General features: G+C 67.2%; 15 protein-coding genes and 2 tRNA genes. 2 read left to right on the forward strand and 15 right to left on the reverse strand.

From position 1 onward, the window contains the following. Position 1 precedes the first annotated feature (1 nt). The 11 genes from ASC59_RS06205 to ASC59_RS06250 all read right to left on the reverse strand — a co-directional run bounded on the left by ASC59_RS06205 (position 2) and on the right by ASC59_RS06250 (position 8,108). On the reverse strand, positions 2–289 hold the full coding sequence (locus ASC59_RS06205) for a GNAT family N-acetyltransferase (protein ID WP_055819647.1): 288 nt from the start codon (positions 287–289) through the stop codon (positions 2–4). Continuing rightward, positions 286–2,073 (reverse strand): ATP-binding protein, encoded by a 1,788-nt coding sequence (locus ASC59_RS06210; protein ID WP_082513432.1) that lies wholly within the window; start codon positions 2,071–2,073, stop codon positions 286–288. The genes ASC59_RS06205 and ASC59_RS06210 overlap by 4 nt, the downstream gene beginning before the upstream one ends. Next, positions 2,070–2,468, reverse strand: coding sequence for a response regulator (locus tag ASC59_RS06215; RefSeq protein ID WP_055819650.1), 399 nt, complete (start codon positions 2,466–2,468; stop codon positions 2,070–2,072). Before ASC59_RS06215 ends, ASC59_RS06210 begins: the two co-directional genes overlap by 4 nt. Next, on the reverse strand, positions 2,455–2,835 hold the full coding sequence (locus tag ASC59_RS06220; protein WP_055819653.1) for a response regulator: 381 nt from the start codon (positions 2,833–2,835) through the stop codon (positions 2,455–2,457). Before ASC59_RS06220 ends, ASC59_RS06215 begins: the two co-directional genes overlap by 14 nt. Then, entirely contained in the window at positions 2,832–2,972 is a 141-nt protein-coding gene (locus ASC59_RS17465) for a hypothetical protein (protein ID WP_200942345.1), read from the reverse strand. The genes ASC59_RS06220 and ASC59_RS17465 overlap by 4 nt, the downstream gene beginning before the upstream one ends. Next, positions 2,969–4,468: a glycosyltransferase family 2 protein gene (locus ASC59_RS06225; RefSeq protein ID WP_055819656.1), complete on the reverse strand. Its 1,500-nt coding sequence runs from the start codon at positions 4,466–4,468 to the stop codon at positions 2,969–2,971. The genes ASC59_RS17465 and ASC59_RS06225 overlap by 4 nt, the downstream gene beginning before the upstream one ends. Continuing rightward, a complete protein-coding gene (locus tag ASC59_RS06230) occupies positions 4,465–5,211 on the reverse strand; it encodes a PHP domain-containing protein (RefSeq protein ID WP_055819658.1) in 747 nt (248 codons plus the stop codon). Before ASC59_RS06230 ends, ASC59_RS06225 begins: the two co-directional genes overlap by 4 nt. After that, a complete protein-coding gene (locus ASC59_RS06235; protein WP_055819661.1) occupies positions 5,208–6,173 on the reverse strand; it encodes an ATP-grasp domain-containing protein in 966 nt (321 codons plus the stop codon). Before ASC59_RS06235 ends, ASC59_RS06230 begins: the two co-directional genes overlap by 4 nt. Then, positions 6,170–7,246, reverse strand: a complete 1,077-nt coding sequence (locus ASC59_RS06240; RefSeq protein WP_055819664.1) for a response regulator — start codon at positions 7,244–7,246, stop codon at positions 6,170–6,172. The genes ASC59_RS06235 and ASC59_RS06240 overlap by 4 nt, the downstream gene beginning before the upstream one ends. A gap of 84 nt (positions 7,247–7,330) precedes the next feature. Further along, entirely contained in the window at positions 7,331–7,954 is a 624-nt protein-coding gene (locus tag ASC59_RS06245) for a uracil-DNA glycosylase family protein (RefSeq protein ID WP_055819667.1), read from the reverse strand. A gap of 80 nt (positions 7,955–8,034) precedes the next feature. Continuing rightward, positions 8,035–8,108: transfer RNA gene (locus tag ASC59_RS06250), tRNA-Met, on the reverse strand. Positions 8,109–8,255: 147 nt separating this feature from the next. Between ASC59_RS06250 and ASC59_RS06255 the strand changes: the two genes are divergently transcribed. Then, positions 8,256–10,127, forward strand: coding sequence for an alkyl/aryl-sulfatase (locus ASC59_RS06255; protein WP_055819670.1), 1,872 nt, complete (start codon positions 8,256–8,258; stop codon positions 10,125–10,127). Between the two features lie 99 nt (positions 10,128–10,226). Here the strand turns inward: ASC59_RS06255 and ASC59_RS06260 are convergent. From ASC59_RS06260 to ASC59_RS06275, 4 genes are all read right to left on the reverse strand, one after another. Next, a tRNA-Met gene (locus ASC59_RS06260) sits at positions 10,227–10,300 on the reverse strand. A gap of 122 nt (positions 10,301–10,422) precedes the next feature. Continuing rightward, entirely contained in the window at positions 10,423–11,286 is an 864-nt protein-coding gene (locus ASC59_RS06265) for a class I SAM-dependent methyltransferase (RefSeq protein WP_055819673.1), read from the reverse strand. A gap of 14 nt (positions 11,287–11,300) precedes the next feature. Continuing rightward, on the reverse strand, positions 11,301–14,213 hold the full coding sequence (locus ASC59_RS06270) for a UPF0182 family membrane protein (protein ID WP_055819676.1): 2,913 nt from the start codon (positions 14,211–14,213) through the stop codon (positions 11,301–11,303). Positions 14,214–14,323: 110 nt separating this feature from the next. Continuing rightward, positions 14,324–15,430, reverse strand: coding sequence for a YlbL family protein (locus ASC59_RS06275; protein ID WP_055819679.1), 1,107 nt, complete (start codon positions 15,428–15,430; stop codon positions 14,324–14,326). 139 nt (positions 15,431–15,569) lie between these two features. On the opposite strand from ASC59_RS06275, the gene ASC59_RS06280 reads away from it, so the two are divergent. Then, positions 15,570–16,934, forward strand: a complete 1,365-nt coding sequence (locus ASC59_RS06280; protein WP_055819682.1) for a zinc-dependent metalloprotease — start codon at positions 15,570–15,572, stop codon at positions 16,932–16,934. Positions 16,935–17,142: the final 208 nt, after the last annotated feature.

Consider the following 17,142-nt stretch of genomic DNA (forward strand, 5'->3'; position numbering starts at 1 on the left):
GTCAGCCTCGATCGATGATGTCGTCGAACTGGTGGTGCGTCTCCAGGTACTCCACGAGGAACGGGCACTTCGGCACGACGCGCTCGCCTCGGTCGCGGGCGTCGGCGAGCATCCACTCGGTGAGCCTCGTGGCGACGCCGTGACCCTTGAAGTCGCGCAGAGTCTGGGTGTGGGTCACGATGATCGAGCCGGGCTGCTGCCGGAAGTCGGCGTAGCCCGCGATCTCGCCGTCGATGGAGAGCTCGTAGCGGCCGCCCTCGTCGTTGCGCCTGATGGTTGTCTCGCTCACGCAGTCGTCTCCTCGTTCATCTCATTCTCGCCGATCTCGCCAATCCGGCCGGCTCTCCGGGGCCGCGGCAGCGCGATCGTGAAGGTGGTTCCCTCGTTCTCGACGCTCGAGACCCCCATGAGGCCGTGGTGCGCCGTGACGATGGCCTTGGTGATGCTGAGCCCGAGACCCACACCCTGCACTGCCTGCCGCATCGCCGTGGAGGAGCGGAAGAATCGGGTGAAGAGCCTGTCGATCTCAGCAGCCGGGATGCCCATCCCCGTGTCCTGCACGGCGATCACGGCCTCGCTCTCGGACTCGGTCAGCGAGACCGTGACCGATCCGCCGCGCCCAGTGAACTTGAGAGCGTTGGAGATGAGGTTGTCGCAGGCCTGCGCGAGACGCGTCGGATCGCCATCCACGACAACGAGGTGGTCCGGGAGTTCGGCCACGAGGTTCACGCCGTTGCGCTCGGCGGCCGGTCGTCCCGACTCGACGGCTGCTGCGACGATCTCGCCGAGCTCGACCGACTGGCGCTCCAGCGGGAACTTGCCCGCCTCGACCTGCGCCGTGAACAGCAGGTCGCCCACCAGGGAGAGGAGACGGTTCGCGTTGCGCTCGGCCACGGACAGGTAGGCGAGCTGCTCAGGCGTGAGAGGTTCCTCCGCCTCGTCCCGGATGAGCTCGAGGTATCCCAGGATGGAGCTGAGCGGTGTGCGCAGCTCGTGCGAGATCATGCCGACGAACTCGTCCTTGAGCTTGTTGACCTCGCGCGCCTGGGTCAGGTCCGTGCCGATGAAGATGAACCCGACGACCTGGCCCGTCAGGTCGATCCGCGGCGACGCAGACAGCTGCACGGGAATGTTCGTGCCGTCGGCGTGCACGTAGGTCCACTCGGCGTTGTCGCCGTAGCCCTCGCGGGCCGCGGTGATCAGCTCGACGAAATGCTCGTGGTCGTGGATGGGATCGATCGTTGAGTCGAACTCCGCTGTGCGCTCGATCAGCTGCTCGGCGTCGATGAAGTCGACGATGTAGCGCTTGCCCTCGGTCTCCTCGGCCGTGTACCCCAGCATCCGCACGGCCCCGGGGTTCCAGGCGACGACCTCGCCCCGCAGGTCGACGGCGATGACCGACTCGGCGACGACCGCCTCCCAGATGCTGCGGTTGAACTGCTCCGATTCGCGCAACCTGGCCTCGCTGGCCTCGAGGTCGCGCGCCTGCTGCTCGGCTTCGGCGAGCAGGCTCGCGCGCTGCTCTGCGAGGGAGCTCAGCGAGGCGATCTGAAGCCGCGACCGGTGAGCGAGATCGTTGAGGATCGCGGCGAAGATGAGGTACACGAAGGGCGAGAAGAAGCCCCGAAGCACCAGCCCGTCGGTCCAGGACGCCTCGCCCAGGAGGTACGGCATCTGGAGCGTCACGCAGGCGGAGATGGCGGCGATGGCGATGTAGCGCCGGCCCTCCTCGGTGGCGATCCAGACGACCGGAAGGATGATGAGCGCCCCGAAGAGGGAGGATGCTCCTCCGGTACCGACGCGGAAGAATCCGAAGCCCAGCATGGTCGCGAGAGGGAGGGCCAGGGTCCAGACATGGGGAATGCGTCGCCACGGCAGGAGGAAGGCCGCGATCGTGGCCAGGACCACGACGAGGATGCCGAGCCATGCCCAGGGCGGATCAGTCATGCCGGCGCGCGGTGCGAAGAGGATGGCCAGCAGGGCGAGCGCGAGCCCGGCAACGGCCGGGATCTGCTTGAGTCCCGGTGTCGGCGAATCTCCGACGAGACGGCCGATCCACGTGGGTGTCGTCATGCTTCCCACTCCCCGATCAGCTCGCGCAGTCGCTCCGCGAACCTGCGCGGGCTGAACGGCTTGGTCACGTAGTCGTCGGCACCGGACTCCAGCCCGGCTGCGAGCGACGCGGCATCGACGCTGGCGGAGACGATGACGACGCGCGGTTCCGTCCTCGGTCGGGACGACCGGATGCTGGCGAGAACCTCCAGGCCGCTCATCTCGGGCATCGACACGTCGAGGATCGCGAGGTCGACGCCGCCCCGTTCGATCACTTCGAGCGCCGCTCGTCCGTCACCCACGACCGCGACGACGTCGAGTCCGGCCATGATCGCGGTGATCTCCATGAGCGAGCGGATGTCGGAATCGTCGTCTGCGACGAGTGTGCGCAGCGCCCTGGTCTCAGTCGTCGACACGGTGCTCCTCGCGGAGACGGTCGAGGACGGCCCGCACCTGAACGCCGGTGAACGGCTTCGGCAGCACCGCGTCGGCCACCGGGTAGTCGTGGGCGTCCAGCACGGAGGAGATGACGATGGCGGCCCGGGGGGCGAGCTCCCGCATCCGCGTGGTGATCTTCCAGCCGTCGGCGCCGGGCAGCAGCAGGTCGATGACGATGATGTCGGGCGCGAAGTCGAGCACCACCTCGAGGCCGGCTTCGCCGGACTCGGTGAGTTCGACGATGCATCCGGCCTTCGTGAAGTGCTTGCCGAGCAGCTCGCGCTGATCGTCGCTGTCATCGACGATCAGAACCCGGTACGGCGATGTCGGGTCGTCGGCCCTCACTGGAAGTACACCTGGCGGATGATGACGACGCCCACCACGATCAGCAGTGCCAGCAGCGCCTGCGGAATGAGGCGTCGCTCGGAGCGCCTGTTGTCGTCGATCTCGCGCTGCAGGGCGCGCTCACCGAGCTCGCTCATCCCATCACCCGTCCAGTCTTCTCGGTCTTGTCCCACACCATGGCGGCTCCGCGAGCCTCCTTGATGTACGAATCGAAGGTTACAGCGCAGAGGATGGGCCCGTAGCCGACGACGTATGTCAGCAGAGGGCTGAGCCACCGTCCAGCGCGAGTCCCGTCGACCACCTTGGTCAGCCACGCCCCGAGCATCGACACCGAAATCCAGATGTAGGTGAACAGGGTCCAGAGGAAGATTCCGGACTCGGTGAAGTGGAAGCCGAACCACGCGGGAACCACCACCTCGAAGAACCCGGGCAGCAGGGCCGAGATCATGATCACGATCGAGATGAGGCCGGGGAACAGGATCGCCTCGCGCCAGCTCGAGCGTCCGGTCACCGGGTCGAGTTGCGACGCCAGAAGCATCGTGTAGATGTAGGTGCACGCCGCCGTGACCCACAGGATGCGGAACACCTCGGAGGCCAGGTTCGATTCCAGCAGCAGGAGACCGATCAGCCCGATCGACGAGAGGATCATCAGCACCGGCAGCAGGAACACGCTGAACCAGAACAGGCCGAAGGAGATGCTGCCGAGATTGTGCTTGCGCGATGGCCGGAACCAGACGTCCTTGTAGCGCTTGGTGAGCTGGACGTTGCCCCGGGCCCAACGCAGGCGCTGCTTCCAGAGAGCGGCGATGGCCAGCGGCTCCTCGGCGAGAACCACGGCGTAGGGCTCGAAGACGACACGCCGACCGGCCAGCTGGGTCTTGAACGTGGTGACGGTGTCCTCGGCCAGCGAACTGGTGTCGATCGCGCCGCCGATGTCGACGAGGTTGAACCTCGAGTGCAACTGGGCGCCGCCGGCCAGGCAGGCCAGCGCACCGAGCACGTTCTGCGCTCGCCGGCTGCCGATCTGCGAGAGGACGTACTCGAAGGCGATGAAGCGGTTGAGGAAGTTCTTCTCGGTGCTGCCCTCGCGGATGTACGCCGTGACGGCGCCGACATCCGGGTCGGCGAGGTGCCGTGTCATGCGCCGGAGCGAATCCGGCAGGTAGATCACGTCGGCGTCCATGATGAGCAGCGCCTCCATCCAGTCCTCGGAGAGCACGTGACGGATGCCGTGGTTCAGCGTGTGGGCCTTGCCCTCACCGCCGACCTCACGACGCAGGTGGAAGACGGCGTCGGGGTACTGCAGTTCTTTCGCCTTGACGACGTCGGGGGTGTCATCCGTCGATGCATCGTCGACGACGTAGATGCGCAGGCGGCCCTCGGGATACTCCAAGGCCATGAGCCTGTCGATCGACGCTCCGATCACGGCGCCCTCGTTCCAGGCTGGAACGATCACCGCGACGTTGGGCAGGTAGGGCGCCGCCTTTCCGTAGTGGTTGCGGAAGGCGTGGAAGGGGATGAGCAGGAACTGGTAGGCCATCATGAGCACCGGCACGATGCCGAGCGCGACGAAGATCACGAGCACCACGACGAGGATCGTCTCGAACAGGTTCGCCCAGTCTCCGGCGGTCATACGCTCTCCCCCGCCGCTGCATCCAGCAGCGCGATGACGCGGTCGTAGCGTCCGACATCCTCGGCGACGTGGCTGTCGGTCGCAGCGACGACCCTCGCACCGGCGGCGCGGGCCGCCCGGATCACACGCGCGCCGGGGCAGGCCCACTTCTCGTTGACCTCGATGCTCGTGCCCGTCGCTGCTGCGGCATCCGCCCACTCCGCGAGCAGGTCGCCGTCGAGGTCGTCCTCGCCGAGGCCGATCTTCGGGAGGATAGAGAACGGATGTGCCAGCTGGCCTCCGGGAGCCAGCTTCATGGCGCCGATGGTGGCGTGCACGAGGGTGGCCAGCGCATCGGTCGTCGAGAGCCCGGAAGCGAGCTCTGCACGCGTGCGCTCGGGTGTCCACGGGCCATCCTGCCCCGGGAACTGGTGATCGGCGATGACGATGCCATCGACCCCGCCGACCCCGATCACGAGGTCGGAGGGAATGTCGAGCGCCCCTGACGAATCGAGGATCTTCGCCTCGACGCCGGTGTGCAGGGTGAGCGAGTCCGGGAGCGAGCGTCGTTCGAGCGCGATGGCGGCGAGGAACTCCGGCACCCAGGTGGTGCTCACCCTCACGTGGTCGATGAGGCGCAGGTGGCGGACACCGCGCTCCACAGCCACGCGGATGTTCTCCGCCATGGTGCTCGTCGCATCGTCGGAGAACTGCGAGTGCACGTGCCAGTCGCCGTTCAACTCCGGATGCGCTGCTGCACTCATGACGATGCGATGATCTCGTCGACCGGAAGGAAGATGTCCTCGAGGAACCGCGTGACCGCGATCTCCTGGAACGGCACGGTCTGCGGCAGTTCACGTCCCAGAGCGAGGTCGACGGCCAAGGAGGGCATGTCGACGCCGGCGGCGACGGTGAGCGGCATCGAACCCGAGAAGCGCGGGTTGATCTCGAGCAGGGCGGGGGTGCCATCGGTGGCGTAGCGCAGCTGCACGTTGGCGACGCCGACGAGGCCGGCAGCACTCGCGCACGCGGCCGCGGTGTCCTCGAGCTCCGCGCGGTGCACAGTGCGTCCCGCCACGGCGACGCCCGAGTCGACGCGGGCGCGGAGGCGTGGCACGGCCGAGATGACGTGGCCGTCGGCACCGAGGATGACGTCGACCGAGAACTCGTCGCCCGGCAGGTTCTCCTGGATGATCTGGGTGGTGTCGCCGGCTGCAGCCTCGAGCTCCGCGCGCGTGTGCACGAGGTGCACACCGCGAGACCCGGCACCGCTGCGCGGCTTGACGATCACGGGGAAGACCCAGTCGTACTCCGCCCCCTCCTGGGTGAGCAGCTCCGTGTGCGGGATGCGCGCCTTCCCCTCGACGGCCTGCATGAGCAGCCACTTGTCGAGGGTCGTGTGCAGTGCTTCCGCCGATGGTGCGGCGAGCTCGGCGCCCAGTTCGGCGCGCCTGTCGGCGAGGCCGGGAAGCTCGGCGTCCACGGTGGAGACGATCACGTCGATCCCGTCATCGGCGACGAGCGCGATGATGGCATCGACGAACTCCGGCGCGAGGCCTGCGGGGATGATGCGACGCCGCTCGGCCGGAACGAGGTAGAGCGCACTCGCCCAGCCATCCATGTCGGCGGCGAAGACCTCGAGGTCGTCCCGCTTCAGCAGCGAACGGATGACCGCCACTCCCGCCGGTCCTCCGGCTCCAGTCACGAGCACTCGTGAGACGGTCACATTTCCTCCCCTGCTCTCGGACTCGACGCCACTGCGCCGGCCGAGGTGTCGATTGATGACGGAGCGCCGATCGCGGCGCTGTCACGGATGATCTCGAGCGGCTCGCTGTAGCGGCCGGTGCCGAAGCGCGACCAGTAGCGGGCGGTGGCGAGAACGAAGTCGGGCTCGAGATAGTCGCGGATGCCGGCCTGCGACGCGAACGCCCGCAGAAGGGCGAGCTTCGTGTCGGTATGGCCGTCGATGGTGACGAAGCGGCTGGGCCGGAACTCGATGGTCGATGACGGTGACTGGAAGCACGCGACGGTCGGGACCTTGCGAGTGGCGATGAGGGCCGCCTCGTGCACGGACCGGTGATCCTGGTGCCGTTCGTTCTTCGTGTGCGTGTAGACGATGCCCGGCGACACCTCGGCGACCACACGCTCGATGATGCCGACGGTCGGATCGGAGTTCGGGATGCGGGTGTCTTCGAGGTCTTCCATGAAGAGCCGCGCTCCGAGGATCTCGGCCGATGCCAGCGACTCGTGCTGGCGGTCGTCTGCTGCGCCTCCGCGTGCGCCGCGGGAGAGTGTGAGGATGACGATCGGGTCGCCAGCAGCGGCGTGGGCGGCGAGCACTCCCCCGACACCGATCTCGACATCATCGGGGTGGGCCCCGATCGCGAGCACAGTGCGCTTCTGCCGAGCCGCCGCCGCATGGCGCGACCGTGCGCCGAGACGGTTGACGGTGTCGACGAGGACGGTGCTCGGCACCGGCTTGGTGAGGAACTCGTCGGCCCGGTCGCGGAGAGCTCGCACCGCGTAGTCGACGGAGGCGTGCGCCGTCATCACGATGACGGGGAGCGATGGGTCGACGGCGCGCGCCTGCTCGAGGATGTCGAGACCGCTGGCGCCGGGGAGTTCGACGTCGGTGACCAGCACGTCCGGCCTGAACTCGCGCACCACATCGATGGCGCCGATACCCGAGTAGAGCACCCGAACGTCGCATCCAGCACGCTTCTCGAGCACGGTGCGGGTGAAGAGCGCAACGTCCTCGTCATCTTCGATAACGAGAACGCGGTAGGGCGCGTCGGTCATCTGGAACTCCGTTCGACATGTCCCACTCTATTGAGAGTGAGCAGCGCTCACCCGCCAACCGGCCGTAACCGACGCGAAAAGGGGTCACGCCTCAGGTCGAGTCGACGCGGGAAGCGCGAGCGCGTCGGCCACCCTCGCCTGCAGATCGGGCACGAGCTCGGACTCGAACCACGGATTGCGTACCAGCCACCCGGTGTTCAGCGGAGACGGGTGCACGATCGGGATTCGTGCGGGGGCGAAAGCGCGCCAGTCCTGGACGGTCTCGGTGAGGGTGGCCCGGCGGTCACTGCCGAGGACGTGACGCTGGGCGTACGAGCCGACCAGCACCGTCAGGGGTGCATCCGCGATCAGGTCCAGGATGCGCGGATGCCACCTCTCCGCGATGCCCCGGCGCGGGGGCAGGTCTCCCGACGGAGCCTTGCCCGGATAGTAGAAGTCCATGGGCACGATGGCGAAGAGCCGCGGATCGATCAGCTGCGCGTGGTCGACGCCGAGCCATCGCGTGAGGCGTTGGCCGCTCGCGTCGTTGAACGGGATGCCGGACTCCTGCGCGATCCGACCTGGCGCCTGGCTCATGATCACGACCCGCGACGACCGCGAACCCGTGAAGAGAGGTCTCCAGCCGCGTGCGGTCAGCTCGAGGTTGGCCGGATCCGCTTCGATCTCGCCGAGGACGGCCTCGAAAGCGTCGTCACGAAGCACGGTCATGGAGCAAGCGTATGTCGGGGGGACCAGCCGATGGAACGAAGAAGTCCCCCGGATCCTGGCGGACCCGAGGGACTCATCTGTTGCGGGGACAGGATTTGAACCTGCGACCTCTGGGTTATGAGCCCAGCGAGCTACCGAACTGCTCCACCCCGCGTCACCGACCGCCGGAGCGGTCAACCTGCGAGATCCAGTTTACGTCAAAGACGGACGCCCACTCGACCACTCGGAACTGTTGACGCGGCGACCGGGGTGCGGAAGTGTCGGAAGAAGTCAGCTGACACCGAGCAAGGGAAGTCAAGAAATGCAGCAGAACGATCCGGCACCGTCGATCGAGTCCGCCCACGAGGCGCTCTCGAGCAGCCTCCCCTTGGGCGACACTGTCGATTTCGACAACGCCGACCGGGGTTTTCTCGGCACCCTCGACGACCCGGCGATCCGCAATGAGGCAGGCGACGTGGTCTGGGATGCGTCGACGTACGACTTCGTCGACGGAGACGCCCCGACCTCGGTCAACCCGAGCCTGTGGCGTCAGTCGAAGCTGGTCTCCAAGCATGGTCTGTACGAGGTCGTCGAAGGCCTCTACCAGGTGCGCGGACTCGACCTGTCTGTCGTCTCGTTCATCGAGGGAGACACCGGCGTGATCGTCGTCGACCCGCTCATCGCCAAGGAGACGGCGGCGGCCGCTCTCGGCCTCTACCGGAAGCACAGGGGCGACCGCCCCATCGTGGCCATGATCCACACCCACAGCCACATCGACCACTTCGGCGGAGTGTTCGGAATGATCTCGCAGGCAGAGGTCGACTCCGGCGCAGTGCCCGTCGTCGCCCCCGAGGGCTACCTCGAGCACGCCATCGCGGAGAACGTCTACGCGGGCACGGCGATGTCCCGGCGCGCCGGATACATGTACGGGGCCGCCCTGGCCCGCGGGCCCCAGGGCCAGGTGGGCGCCGGCCTCGGCCAGACCACCTCGACGGGCCAGCCCGGAATCATCGTTCCCACCCTCCTCGTCGCTGCGACGGGAGAGAAGCACACCTTCGACGGCGTCGAGTTCGAGTTCCAGATGGCTCCGGGTACCGAAGCTCCGTCGGAGATGCACTTCTACATTCCCCGCTACCGCGCGCTCTGCATGGCGGAGAACGCGACCCACACCCTGCACAACCTGCTCACGCTTCGCGGTGCAGTGGTGCGCGACCCGCACGTGTGGTCCCAGTACCTCACCGAGGCCATCGAACGATTCGGCGACAGGGTCGACGTGGTCTTCGCATCGCACCACTGGCCGACCTGGGGACAGGACGAGGTGACGGCATTCCTCGGCATCCAGCGCGACCTCTACGGCTACCTGCACGATCAGACACTGCGGATGCTGAACCAGGGTCTGAACGGCGCCGAGATCGCCGAGGTCATCCAGCTGCCTCCGGCGCTCGAGGCGAACTGGAGCACGCATGGCTACTACGGCTCCGTCTCCCACAACGTCAAGGCCATCTACCAGCGCTACATGGGCTGGTTCGACGGCAACCCGGCGCGGCTCTGGCCGCACCCGCCGAAGCCTCTCGCCGAACGGTACGTCGCCGCCATCGGAGGCACCGACCGCGTCGTCGAACTCGCTCAGGCTGCATACGACACCGGAGACTTCCGCTGGGCCGCAACGCTGCTCGACCACGCCGTGTTCGCCGAGCCAGACAACGATCAGGCCAAGGGCCTGTACGCCGACACTCTGGAACAGCTCGGCTACGGATCCGAGAACGGCACCTGGCGCAACTTCTTCCTCTCGGGTGCCACCGAGCTCCGCGAAGGCAGCTTCGGCACACCGGTCTCCACCAGCGCGCCGGCCATCGTCGCCCAGCTCACTCCGGAGCAGGCCTTCGACGCCATCGCCATCACCATCGACGGACCGAAGGCCTGGGACCTCGATCTCGCGTTCGACATCACGTTCAGCGACCTCGGGCGGAGCTTCCATCTCACCCTGCGGAACGGCGTGTTCATCTACGTCGAGCGTGAGCCCTCCGGCGACGCTCCGCTGCACCTCACACTCACGAAGCAGCGGTTCCTGGCCATGGCCGGAGGAGACACCTCCAGCGAGGGACTCACGATCGAGGGCGACGCGTCGATCCTGTCGACGCTGACGGGTGTGCTCGACCCGGGCGACCCCGGCTTCAACATCGTCGTTCCGTGACGGCGGTGGGGTGCGCTTCGTGCGCACCCCACCGCCCGCCGGCACCCGCGGCGCAGTCGAAAAAAGGCCCCGGATCCTTGCGGATCCGGGGCCTTACTGTTGCGGGGACAGGATTTGAACCTGCGACCTCTGGGTTATGAGCCCAGCGAGCTACCGAACTGCTCCACCCCGCGGCACAAGGAATAACCTATCACGGCTTCGCGCAGACGACGAATCGAGCACCGGAGGACGCGCTTCGGCCGCGGACCGCGTCCGGGCCTCAGCGAGCAGTCCGGGTGCAGACCGGCGGCAGAGGTCAGCGATCCGTTGGAGCAGGATTCGCGGCCACGAGCGAGTACGCCAGCGGCAGCCACTGCTGATCGGCCCACCCGAACATGCCGGACTCCTTCTCGACCAGCACGGGGAACATGCGCCACGGCACCTGCAGGTGCTCCCGGAACATGTCGATGCGCAAGCCGGCCTCGCGAAGCGACGCCATCACCTCGCCGAGCGGATGCATCCACTCCCACGTGCGTGCGTTCTCGAGCACTGCCTCGTCGTCGGCGTAGTCGCCGGGGTCATCGATGATGTCGGGTTCGTCGCTCACGTACGGATAGGCGAACGACGGCATGCCGTCCGCACCTGAGTCGCCATCGAAGACGAAGGCGGTCGGATGCCCGTCGGCGAAGTAGAACCGCCCTCCGGGCTTGACGAACCACGACACGATGCGCGCCCACTCCGCGACATCCGGAAGCCAGCCGATCGTGCCCCACGTGGTGAAGACCAGATCGAACGACTCCGGCTCGGGAAGGATGTGCCTGGCGTCGTAGACGTTCGCCTCGATGAACCGCGCTCGCTCCGTGACACCGAGCTCGGCGGCCATGCGTCTCGCCTCCTGCACTGCCGGGCGGGAGAAGTCGAGGCCGACGACGGTGGCACCGAGGTTCACGAGCGAGAGCGAGTCGGACCCGAAATGGCACTGCAGGTGCAGCACCCGCTTGCCGTCGAGGCCGTCGGGGAACAGCTCGGCGATCTCGGCGGCCACGATCGGATCGAGCACGCTGCCACCAGCTCGCAGCGCACTCGAATCGTAGAACTCGCTGGCCAGGTGCACGGGCACCCGCTCGTTCCAGTTCGCCCGGTTGTCGTCGAGCCACTCCCCGTCGCGCAGGTCGACCATCAGTCCTCCGTCGGTCAGCCGTTCAGCAGGGCGATCATCTTGCCGACGGTCTGGGCGAGTGCGGCGTCGGCAACGCCATATGCTGCCCAGTCGCCTGCGGAGAGGGCGTCCTGCTTGTCCTTCAGCTGCTGCTTCGCCTGGTTCGACAGGTCCTTGAGCTGCGCATCCGTCGCGGGGTCGCCCGTGGTCGGCGTCGTGTCTGGGTCGGTGTCGGTCCCGGTACCGGGATCGGTCGGAGTCTCCCCCGGAGTCTCCGATCCCTGGTCGCCGGCGGATGCTCCGGAGTCTCCACCGAAGAGCACGTCGAGCGACTCGTCGAGGGTGTCCTGGAAGGCGATCTTGTCGCCGAAGGCCACGAGCACCTTCTGGAGCAGCGGGTAGCCGTCGCCACCCTTCGACTTGACGTAGACCGGCTGCACGTAGAGCAAACCGCCACCGACCGGCAGGGTGAGCAGGTTGCCGTTCAGCACTGTGGTCTGGCCCTGGCGCAGCAGGTTCAACTGCTGCGAGACGCTGGTGTCGGCGTCGAAGTTGGCCTGCACCTGTCCCGGGCCGGGCACGGTGTCGTCCTTGGGCAGCGTCAGGAGCCTGAGCTTTCCGTAGCTGGCGGCCTTGGTGCCCTTGTCGGCTCCGGCATCGGAGTCCACAGCGAGGTAGCCCGTGAGGACGTTGCGGCTGACCGATCCCTTCGACTCCGGGATGAATGTCGAGTACAGCGAGTACGACGGCGCGTCCTGACCGGGCATCTGCATCGTCAGGTAGTACGGCGGCTGAAGGGTGTTCGATGCTTCCGCGGCCGTCGGGTCGTCCGGAACGACCCAGGCGTCGTTCCTCGAGTAGAACGACGACGCGTCGGTCACGTGGTAGCGGCCGAGGGTGGCGCGCTGCAGCTTGAACAGGTCGGACGGGTAGCGCACGTGACTCATGAGCGCGCCGGACATGGCCGAGAGCGGCTTGATGGTCGACGGGTAGATCTTCTGCCAGCTCTGCAGCAGCGGATCGGCGTCGTCCCACGCATAGAGTGTCACCTTGCCGTCATAGGCGTCGACAGTGGCCTTCACCGAGTTGCGGATGTAGTTCACGTTGTCGATCGCGAAGGTCGGCGTCGGCGTCTCGGTGTCAGCGATGGCGTCGCTCATGCTGAGCTTGGTCGAGTACGGGTAGTTCTCGCTCGTGGTGTAGCCGTCGACCACCCAGACGATGCGTCCGTCGACGACTGTGGGGTAGGTCTCGGAATCGAGCGTGAGGTACGGGGCGACCTTCTGCACGCGGGACTTGGGGTCGCGCTCGTACAGGATCTGCGAGCTCGTGGTCACCGAGTCGGACAGGAAGATCTGCTCGGACTGGAACTTGAGGGCGTAGACCAGCTTCTTGAAGACGTTGTCGAGCTTCGGTCCGCCATCGCCGTCGAAGGTGTTGTACTTCTGGTCGGCACCCTGATCACCGGACGGGTAGTCGAGCTCGACAGGCTTGCCGCCCTTCGGCGCACCCACGATGGAGTACGTCGGCGAGTTGGTGCCGAAGTAGATGCGCGGCTCGAAGTCGCCCAGGTCGCCGGAGGTCGGGATGCCCGACTCGAGGAACACCGGCTGGCCGTCGGCCGAGCGCTGGTTTCCGTAGGCGGCGACGAGGCCGTAGCCGTGCGTGTAGACCAGCGAGGAGTTGACCCAGGTCTGGGCGTCGTCGAGGCCGGCGAGGTTCAGGTCGCGTACTGCCACGACGGTGTCCTGGCTCTTGCCGTCGATCGTGTAGCGGTCGACGTTCAGCTCCTTGGGGAACTGGTAATACTGCCGGAACTGCTCGAGCTGCGAGAAGGTGTCGCTGACGATGGCCGGGTCGAGGATTCGGATGCTGGCCGTGGTCTCGGCGTCGGAGCGCAGAGCGCCCGGCTCGGCATCCGTCGTCGCGTTGTACGGGATCTCCTCGACGGAGTCGACACCGAACGCCTGCCGGGTGAGGTCGATGTTGCGCTGGATGTACGGCTCCTCCAGCGTCTTCTCGCTCGGGTCGACGGTGAAGCGCTGGGTGATCCACGGGTAGAGGGATCCGGCGATGAGCGCCGTCACGATGAGCAGCGCCGTGCCGACCAGCGGCAGGCGCCAGCGGCCGATGAAGGCCGTGACGAAGAACAGGATGGCGACGAACAGGGCGGCACCGGCCAGGATGGCGCGGCCGGGGATCGTGGCATGCACGTCGGTGTATGCCGCACCCGTGATGTTCGCGTTGGCATCGGTGAGCGTGGTGTATCGGTCGAGCCAGACGCTGACTGCCTGCAGCAGCAGGTACAGGCCGGCGGTCACGGCGATCTGGATGCGCGCGGCCTTGGCGATGAGCACCTCACGGCCGCTGACCCTGATGGCGCCGTAGAGGTAGCTCGTGGCGACACCGAGCAGGAGCGCGAGCAGCACGACGGCCGAGGCGAAGCCCAGCACGGCGTGGAAGAACGGGAGGTCGAACAGGTAGAACGAGATGTCGAGGTTGAACTGCGGGTCGGTGGTTCCCGTCGGGGTGCGGTTCAGCCAGAGTGCGGTGAGCTCCCAGCGCGAGGACGCCGAGACGCCGGCGAACAGGCCGAGCAGCACCGGGATGCCCCACATGGCGAGGCGACGCAGCGGCTCGATGACCTGCTGGTAGCGGTCGAGCTGGGAATTGAGCTTCGCGTACACGGGGCGGGAGCGATAGGCGACCTGGATGGCCACCCACACCGGGATGGCCATGGCGAAGAATCCGATGAGGAACATCGACGCCCCGGCGAACCACTGGGTGGTGAGCACGGACAGGAAGCCGAGGTCGTCGAACCACAGCACGTCGGCGTACACGCCCGCGAACACGAAGAACGCCACCACGAGGGCGGCGACGATCACGATCGTGATGACGAGGGGTGCCCGTCTGCGCCGATCGGAGGGGTCGGAACTGGCTGATGTCACGAAGGATGCCTCAATGCTCGTCTGGTGAACTGCTTCAAGGAATCATCCTAGGCATTGCCAGATAACGTTTCCCTGAGGTTCAGGCCTCACGACGAATGCCCAGCCGATACTCAGGCTCCACTGGAACACGAGGGCAATGCGCTGGTGTCGCCACCATTCGCGATGGTCTCGAGAACGGCCATCGAGTCATCGAGGGTCTTCACACTGAACACGGTGAGCCCGTCCGGGATGTGCCCGACGACCTCGTTGCAGTTCGATGCCGGTGCGAGGAACCAGTCGGCACCCGCATCCTTGGCACCGAAGAGCTTCTGCCGGATGCCGCCGATGGCTCCGATGGTGCCTGCCGAGTCGATGGTGCCGGTTCCCGCGACGTTCTCTCCTCCGTTGAGCAGTCCGGGAGTGAGCTTGTCGATGATCCCGAGGGCGAACATCTGACCGGCACTGGGCCCGCCGACGTTGTCGAGTTGGATGTCGACGTCGAACGGGAACTCGTAGTTCATGCGCACGCCCACGCCGATCAGCGCGGTCCCGTCGGCATCTGTCGGGGTGATCTCGGCTGAGGCGGCGACGCCGTCGCGCTCGTAGTCGACCGTCGCCGCCTTGTCGGTGCCGTTCTCCGCGACGGCGTCACGGAGCGCCTGGGTGTCGTGCACCTCGGTTCCGTTCAGGGCGACGATGACGTCGCCCTCCTCGAGCACGCCCTCTGCCGGAGAGTCCTTCGAGATCCCGGCGACGGTGACCTCGCGCGGGAAGTCGTAGCCGAGCTCGACGAGGGCCGCGGCGATGGCGTCCTGCTGGGAGTCGACCATCATGGCCTGGCTCTGCTCCTGGATCTGGTCGTTGCTGACGTCCGCCGGGAACACGGCATCGATCGGGAGCACAGCGCGGGTCGGGTCGAACCACGACGTCGCGACCTCGAACCAACCGGGCTGCTGCTCGCGGTTGCCCTTCTGGGAGACCGTGAGCAGGTCGAGCGATCCCTTCGTCTCGTAGGTCTTCTCGCTGGGGATGCTGATCAGCGGCACCTGCTCGCCATCGTGCTCCGCCGTGCCGAGGGTGTTGTAGACCGGCCCGGGAAGATCGATCACGTACGGCGCCGGCATGGCGCCGAGAACGATGACGGCGACGAGGGCGATCCCGAGGATGATCCAGCCCGGCCGCGATCGCCGCGGTGGGCGAGCGCCGTCGTCGGTCGCGGCATCCGTGAACAGTGACAACGGGTTCCCTTCATCAGTACGACCCCGCGCTCGCTGTTCGCGACGGGCGGACTCCCGGGCCCGCCTGCGGACGCATTTCCCGACAAGTTACCAAGGTTCCGGGGATAGCGTAGGGATACGCGACTGAGAGGTGCCTGAAGTGGCCGAGAACCCCGAACGGGACGACGAACCCGGATCCGAGGACGAACTGCGCGACATGCTGCAGCAGTTCCTGGCGGGCGGGTCGGGCTTCGATCCGAGCCAGCTCGCCGGTGCAGCGGGTCTGCCGAACGACCCCGCCTCCATCGCAGCACTGATGAGCCAGCTGCAGGGGGCCCTCCGCAACTCGTCCGAGGGCATCGACTGGAGCATCGCGCTCAAGGCTGGAGAAGACCGCGCTGCGGCGACCCAGCTCTTCCCGACCGATGAGCAGCGCGCCCAGCTCGACGCGGCCTTCCACATCGCGTCCCTGTGGCTCGACGAGGTCGTCTCGGTCAGCGAGCTCTCCGACACACCCCAGCTCATCACCCGCAAGCAGTGGGTCACGAAGACCATGCCGGTCTGGACCCAGCTGGCTGAACCCGTCGCCTCCAGCATCGCGGATGCGCTGACCCGCGCTCTGTCGGAACAGGCTCCCGAGGAGATGCGGAGCATGGTCGCCAACGCCGGCTCCCTGATGCGCTCCATCGGCGGAACCATGTTCGCGATGCAGCTCGGCCAGGTCGTCGGACAGCTCGCCAGCGAGGTCGTCTCGGGCGGCGACGTCGGAATCCCCCTGCTCGGCGACGGAGAGGCCGCGCTCCTGCCGCAGAACGTCGCCGGTTTCGGCGAGGGCCTCGACGTCGAGGACGACCAGGTGCAGATCTACCTCGCAGTGCGCGAGCTCGCCCACGCCCGCCTGTTCCGGCACGCACGCTGGCTGCGCCTGCACATGATCAGCTCGATCACGGAGTTCTCGCGCGGCCTGCGCATCGACAACGAACAGCTGCAGGATCTCGCGGAGCGTTTCGACCCCTCGAGTCCCGAACAGTTGCGCGACGCCCTCACCAACGGCTCGCTCATCCCGCCCAAGACCGATGTCCAGCTGGCCGCGCTCGCCCGCCTCGAGACCATGCTCGCACTGGTCGAGGGCTGGGTCGATGTCGTGACGGCGGCGGCGACCTCCCGTCTGCCCAAGTCCGCAGCGATCGCCGAGATGGTGCGCCGCCGTCGCGCCTCGGGCGGTCCGGCCGAATCCGCGTTCTCCACGCTCGTCGGACTGGAGCTGCGCCCGCGTCGACTCCGGGAGGCCGCAGCCATGTGGCAGGCCGTGACGGATGCCGTCGGCGGCGAAGCCCGCGACGCGCTGTGGGCCCACCCCGACATCCTGCCGACGTCGGAGGACCTCGACGACCCGATGGGTCTCGTCACGAGGCTCACGCAGACGGCGGAGGGCGGCGAGCCTGCTCTCGACGACATCGACCAGGCCCTGGAGGACCTGCTCCGCAACGACGGACCCGAGAGGCCGAGCGAACCGCAGGTGTAGCGGAACCGGAGACGCTTCGGCCGCGGACTCGGTCCGCGACGGCCGCCCCTGTGGACGATCCGGCACGCGCCAGCGCCGAGCGGAGCACACTGCTGGGATGTCGCTTCGACTCGACCCCCGCATCCCGCTGGTCTGGCGCACTCCGGACACCCTGCAGATCGGCGTCGACGAACCCGTCGCGACCATCAATGGCGTCACGACCTCCGAT

The organism is Leifsonia sp. Root1293, from assembly GCF_001425325.1.
Classification (GTDB): domain Bacteria; phylum Actinomycetota; class Actinomycetes; order Actinomycetales; family Microbacteriaceae; genus Orlajensenia.

Coding starts and splice junctions, on each gene's coding strand:
- ASC59_RS06225 (WP_055819656.1), bottom strand. CDS start 4,468: ATGACCGCCGGAGACTGGGCGAACCTGTTCGAGACGATCCTCGTCGTG.
- ASC59_RS06265 (WP_055819673.1), bottom strand. CDS start 11,286: ATGGTCGACCTGCGCGACGGGGAGTGGCTCGACGACAACCGGGCGAAC.
- ASC59_RS17465 (WP_200942345.1), bottom strand. CDS start 2,972: ATGAGCGAGCTCGGTGAGCGCGCCCTGCAGCGCGAGATCGACGACAAC.
- ASC59_RS06230 (WP_055819658.1), bottom strand. CDS start 5,211: ATGAGTGCAGCAGCGCATCCGGAGTTGAACGGCGACTGGCACGTGCAC.
- ASC59_RS06245 (WP_055819667.1), bottom strand. CDS start 7,954: ATGACCGTGCTTCGTGACGACGCTTTCGAGGCCGTCCTCGGCGAGATC.
- ASC59_RS06255 (WP_055819670.1), top strand. CDS start 8,256: ATGCAGCAGAACGATCCGGCACCGTCGATCGAGTCCGCCCACGAGGCG.
- ASC59_RS06240 (WP_055819664.1), bottom strand. CDS start 7,246: ATGACCGACGCGCCCTACCGCGTTCTCGTTATCGAAGATGACGAGGAC.
- ASC59_RS06210 (WP_082513432.1), bottom strand. CDS start 2,073: ATGACGACACCCACGTGGATCGGCCGTCTCGTCGGAGATTCGCCGACA.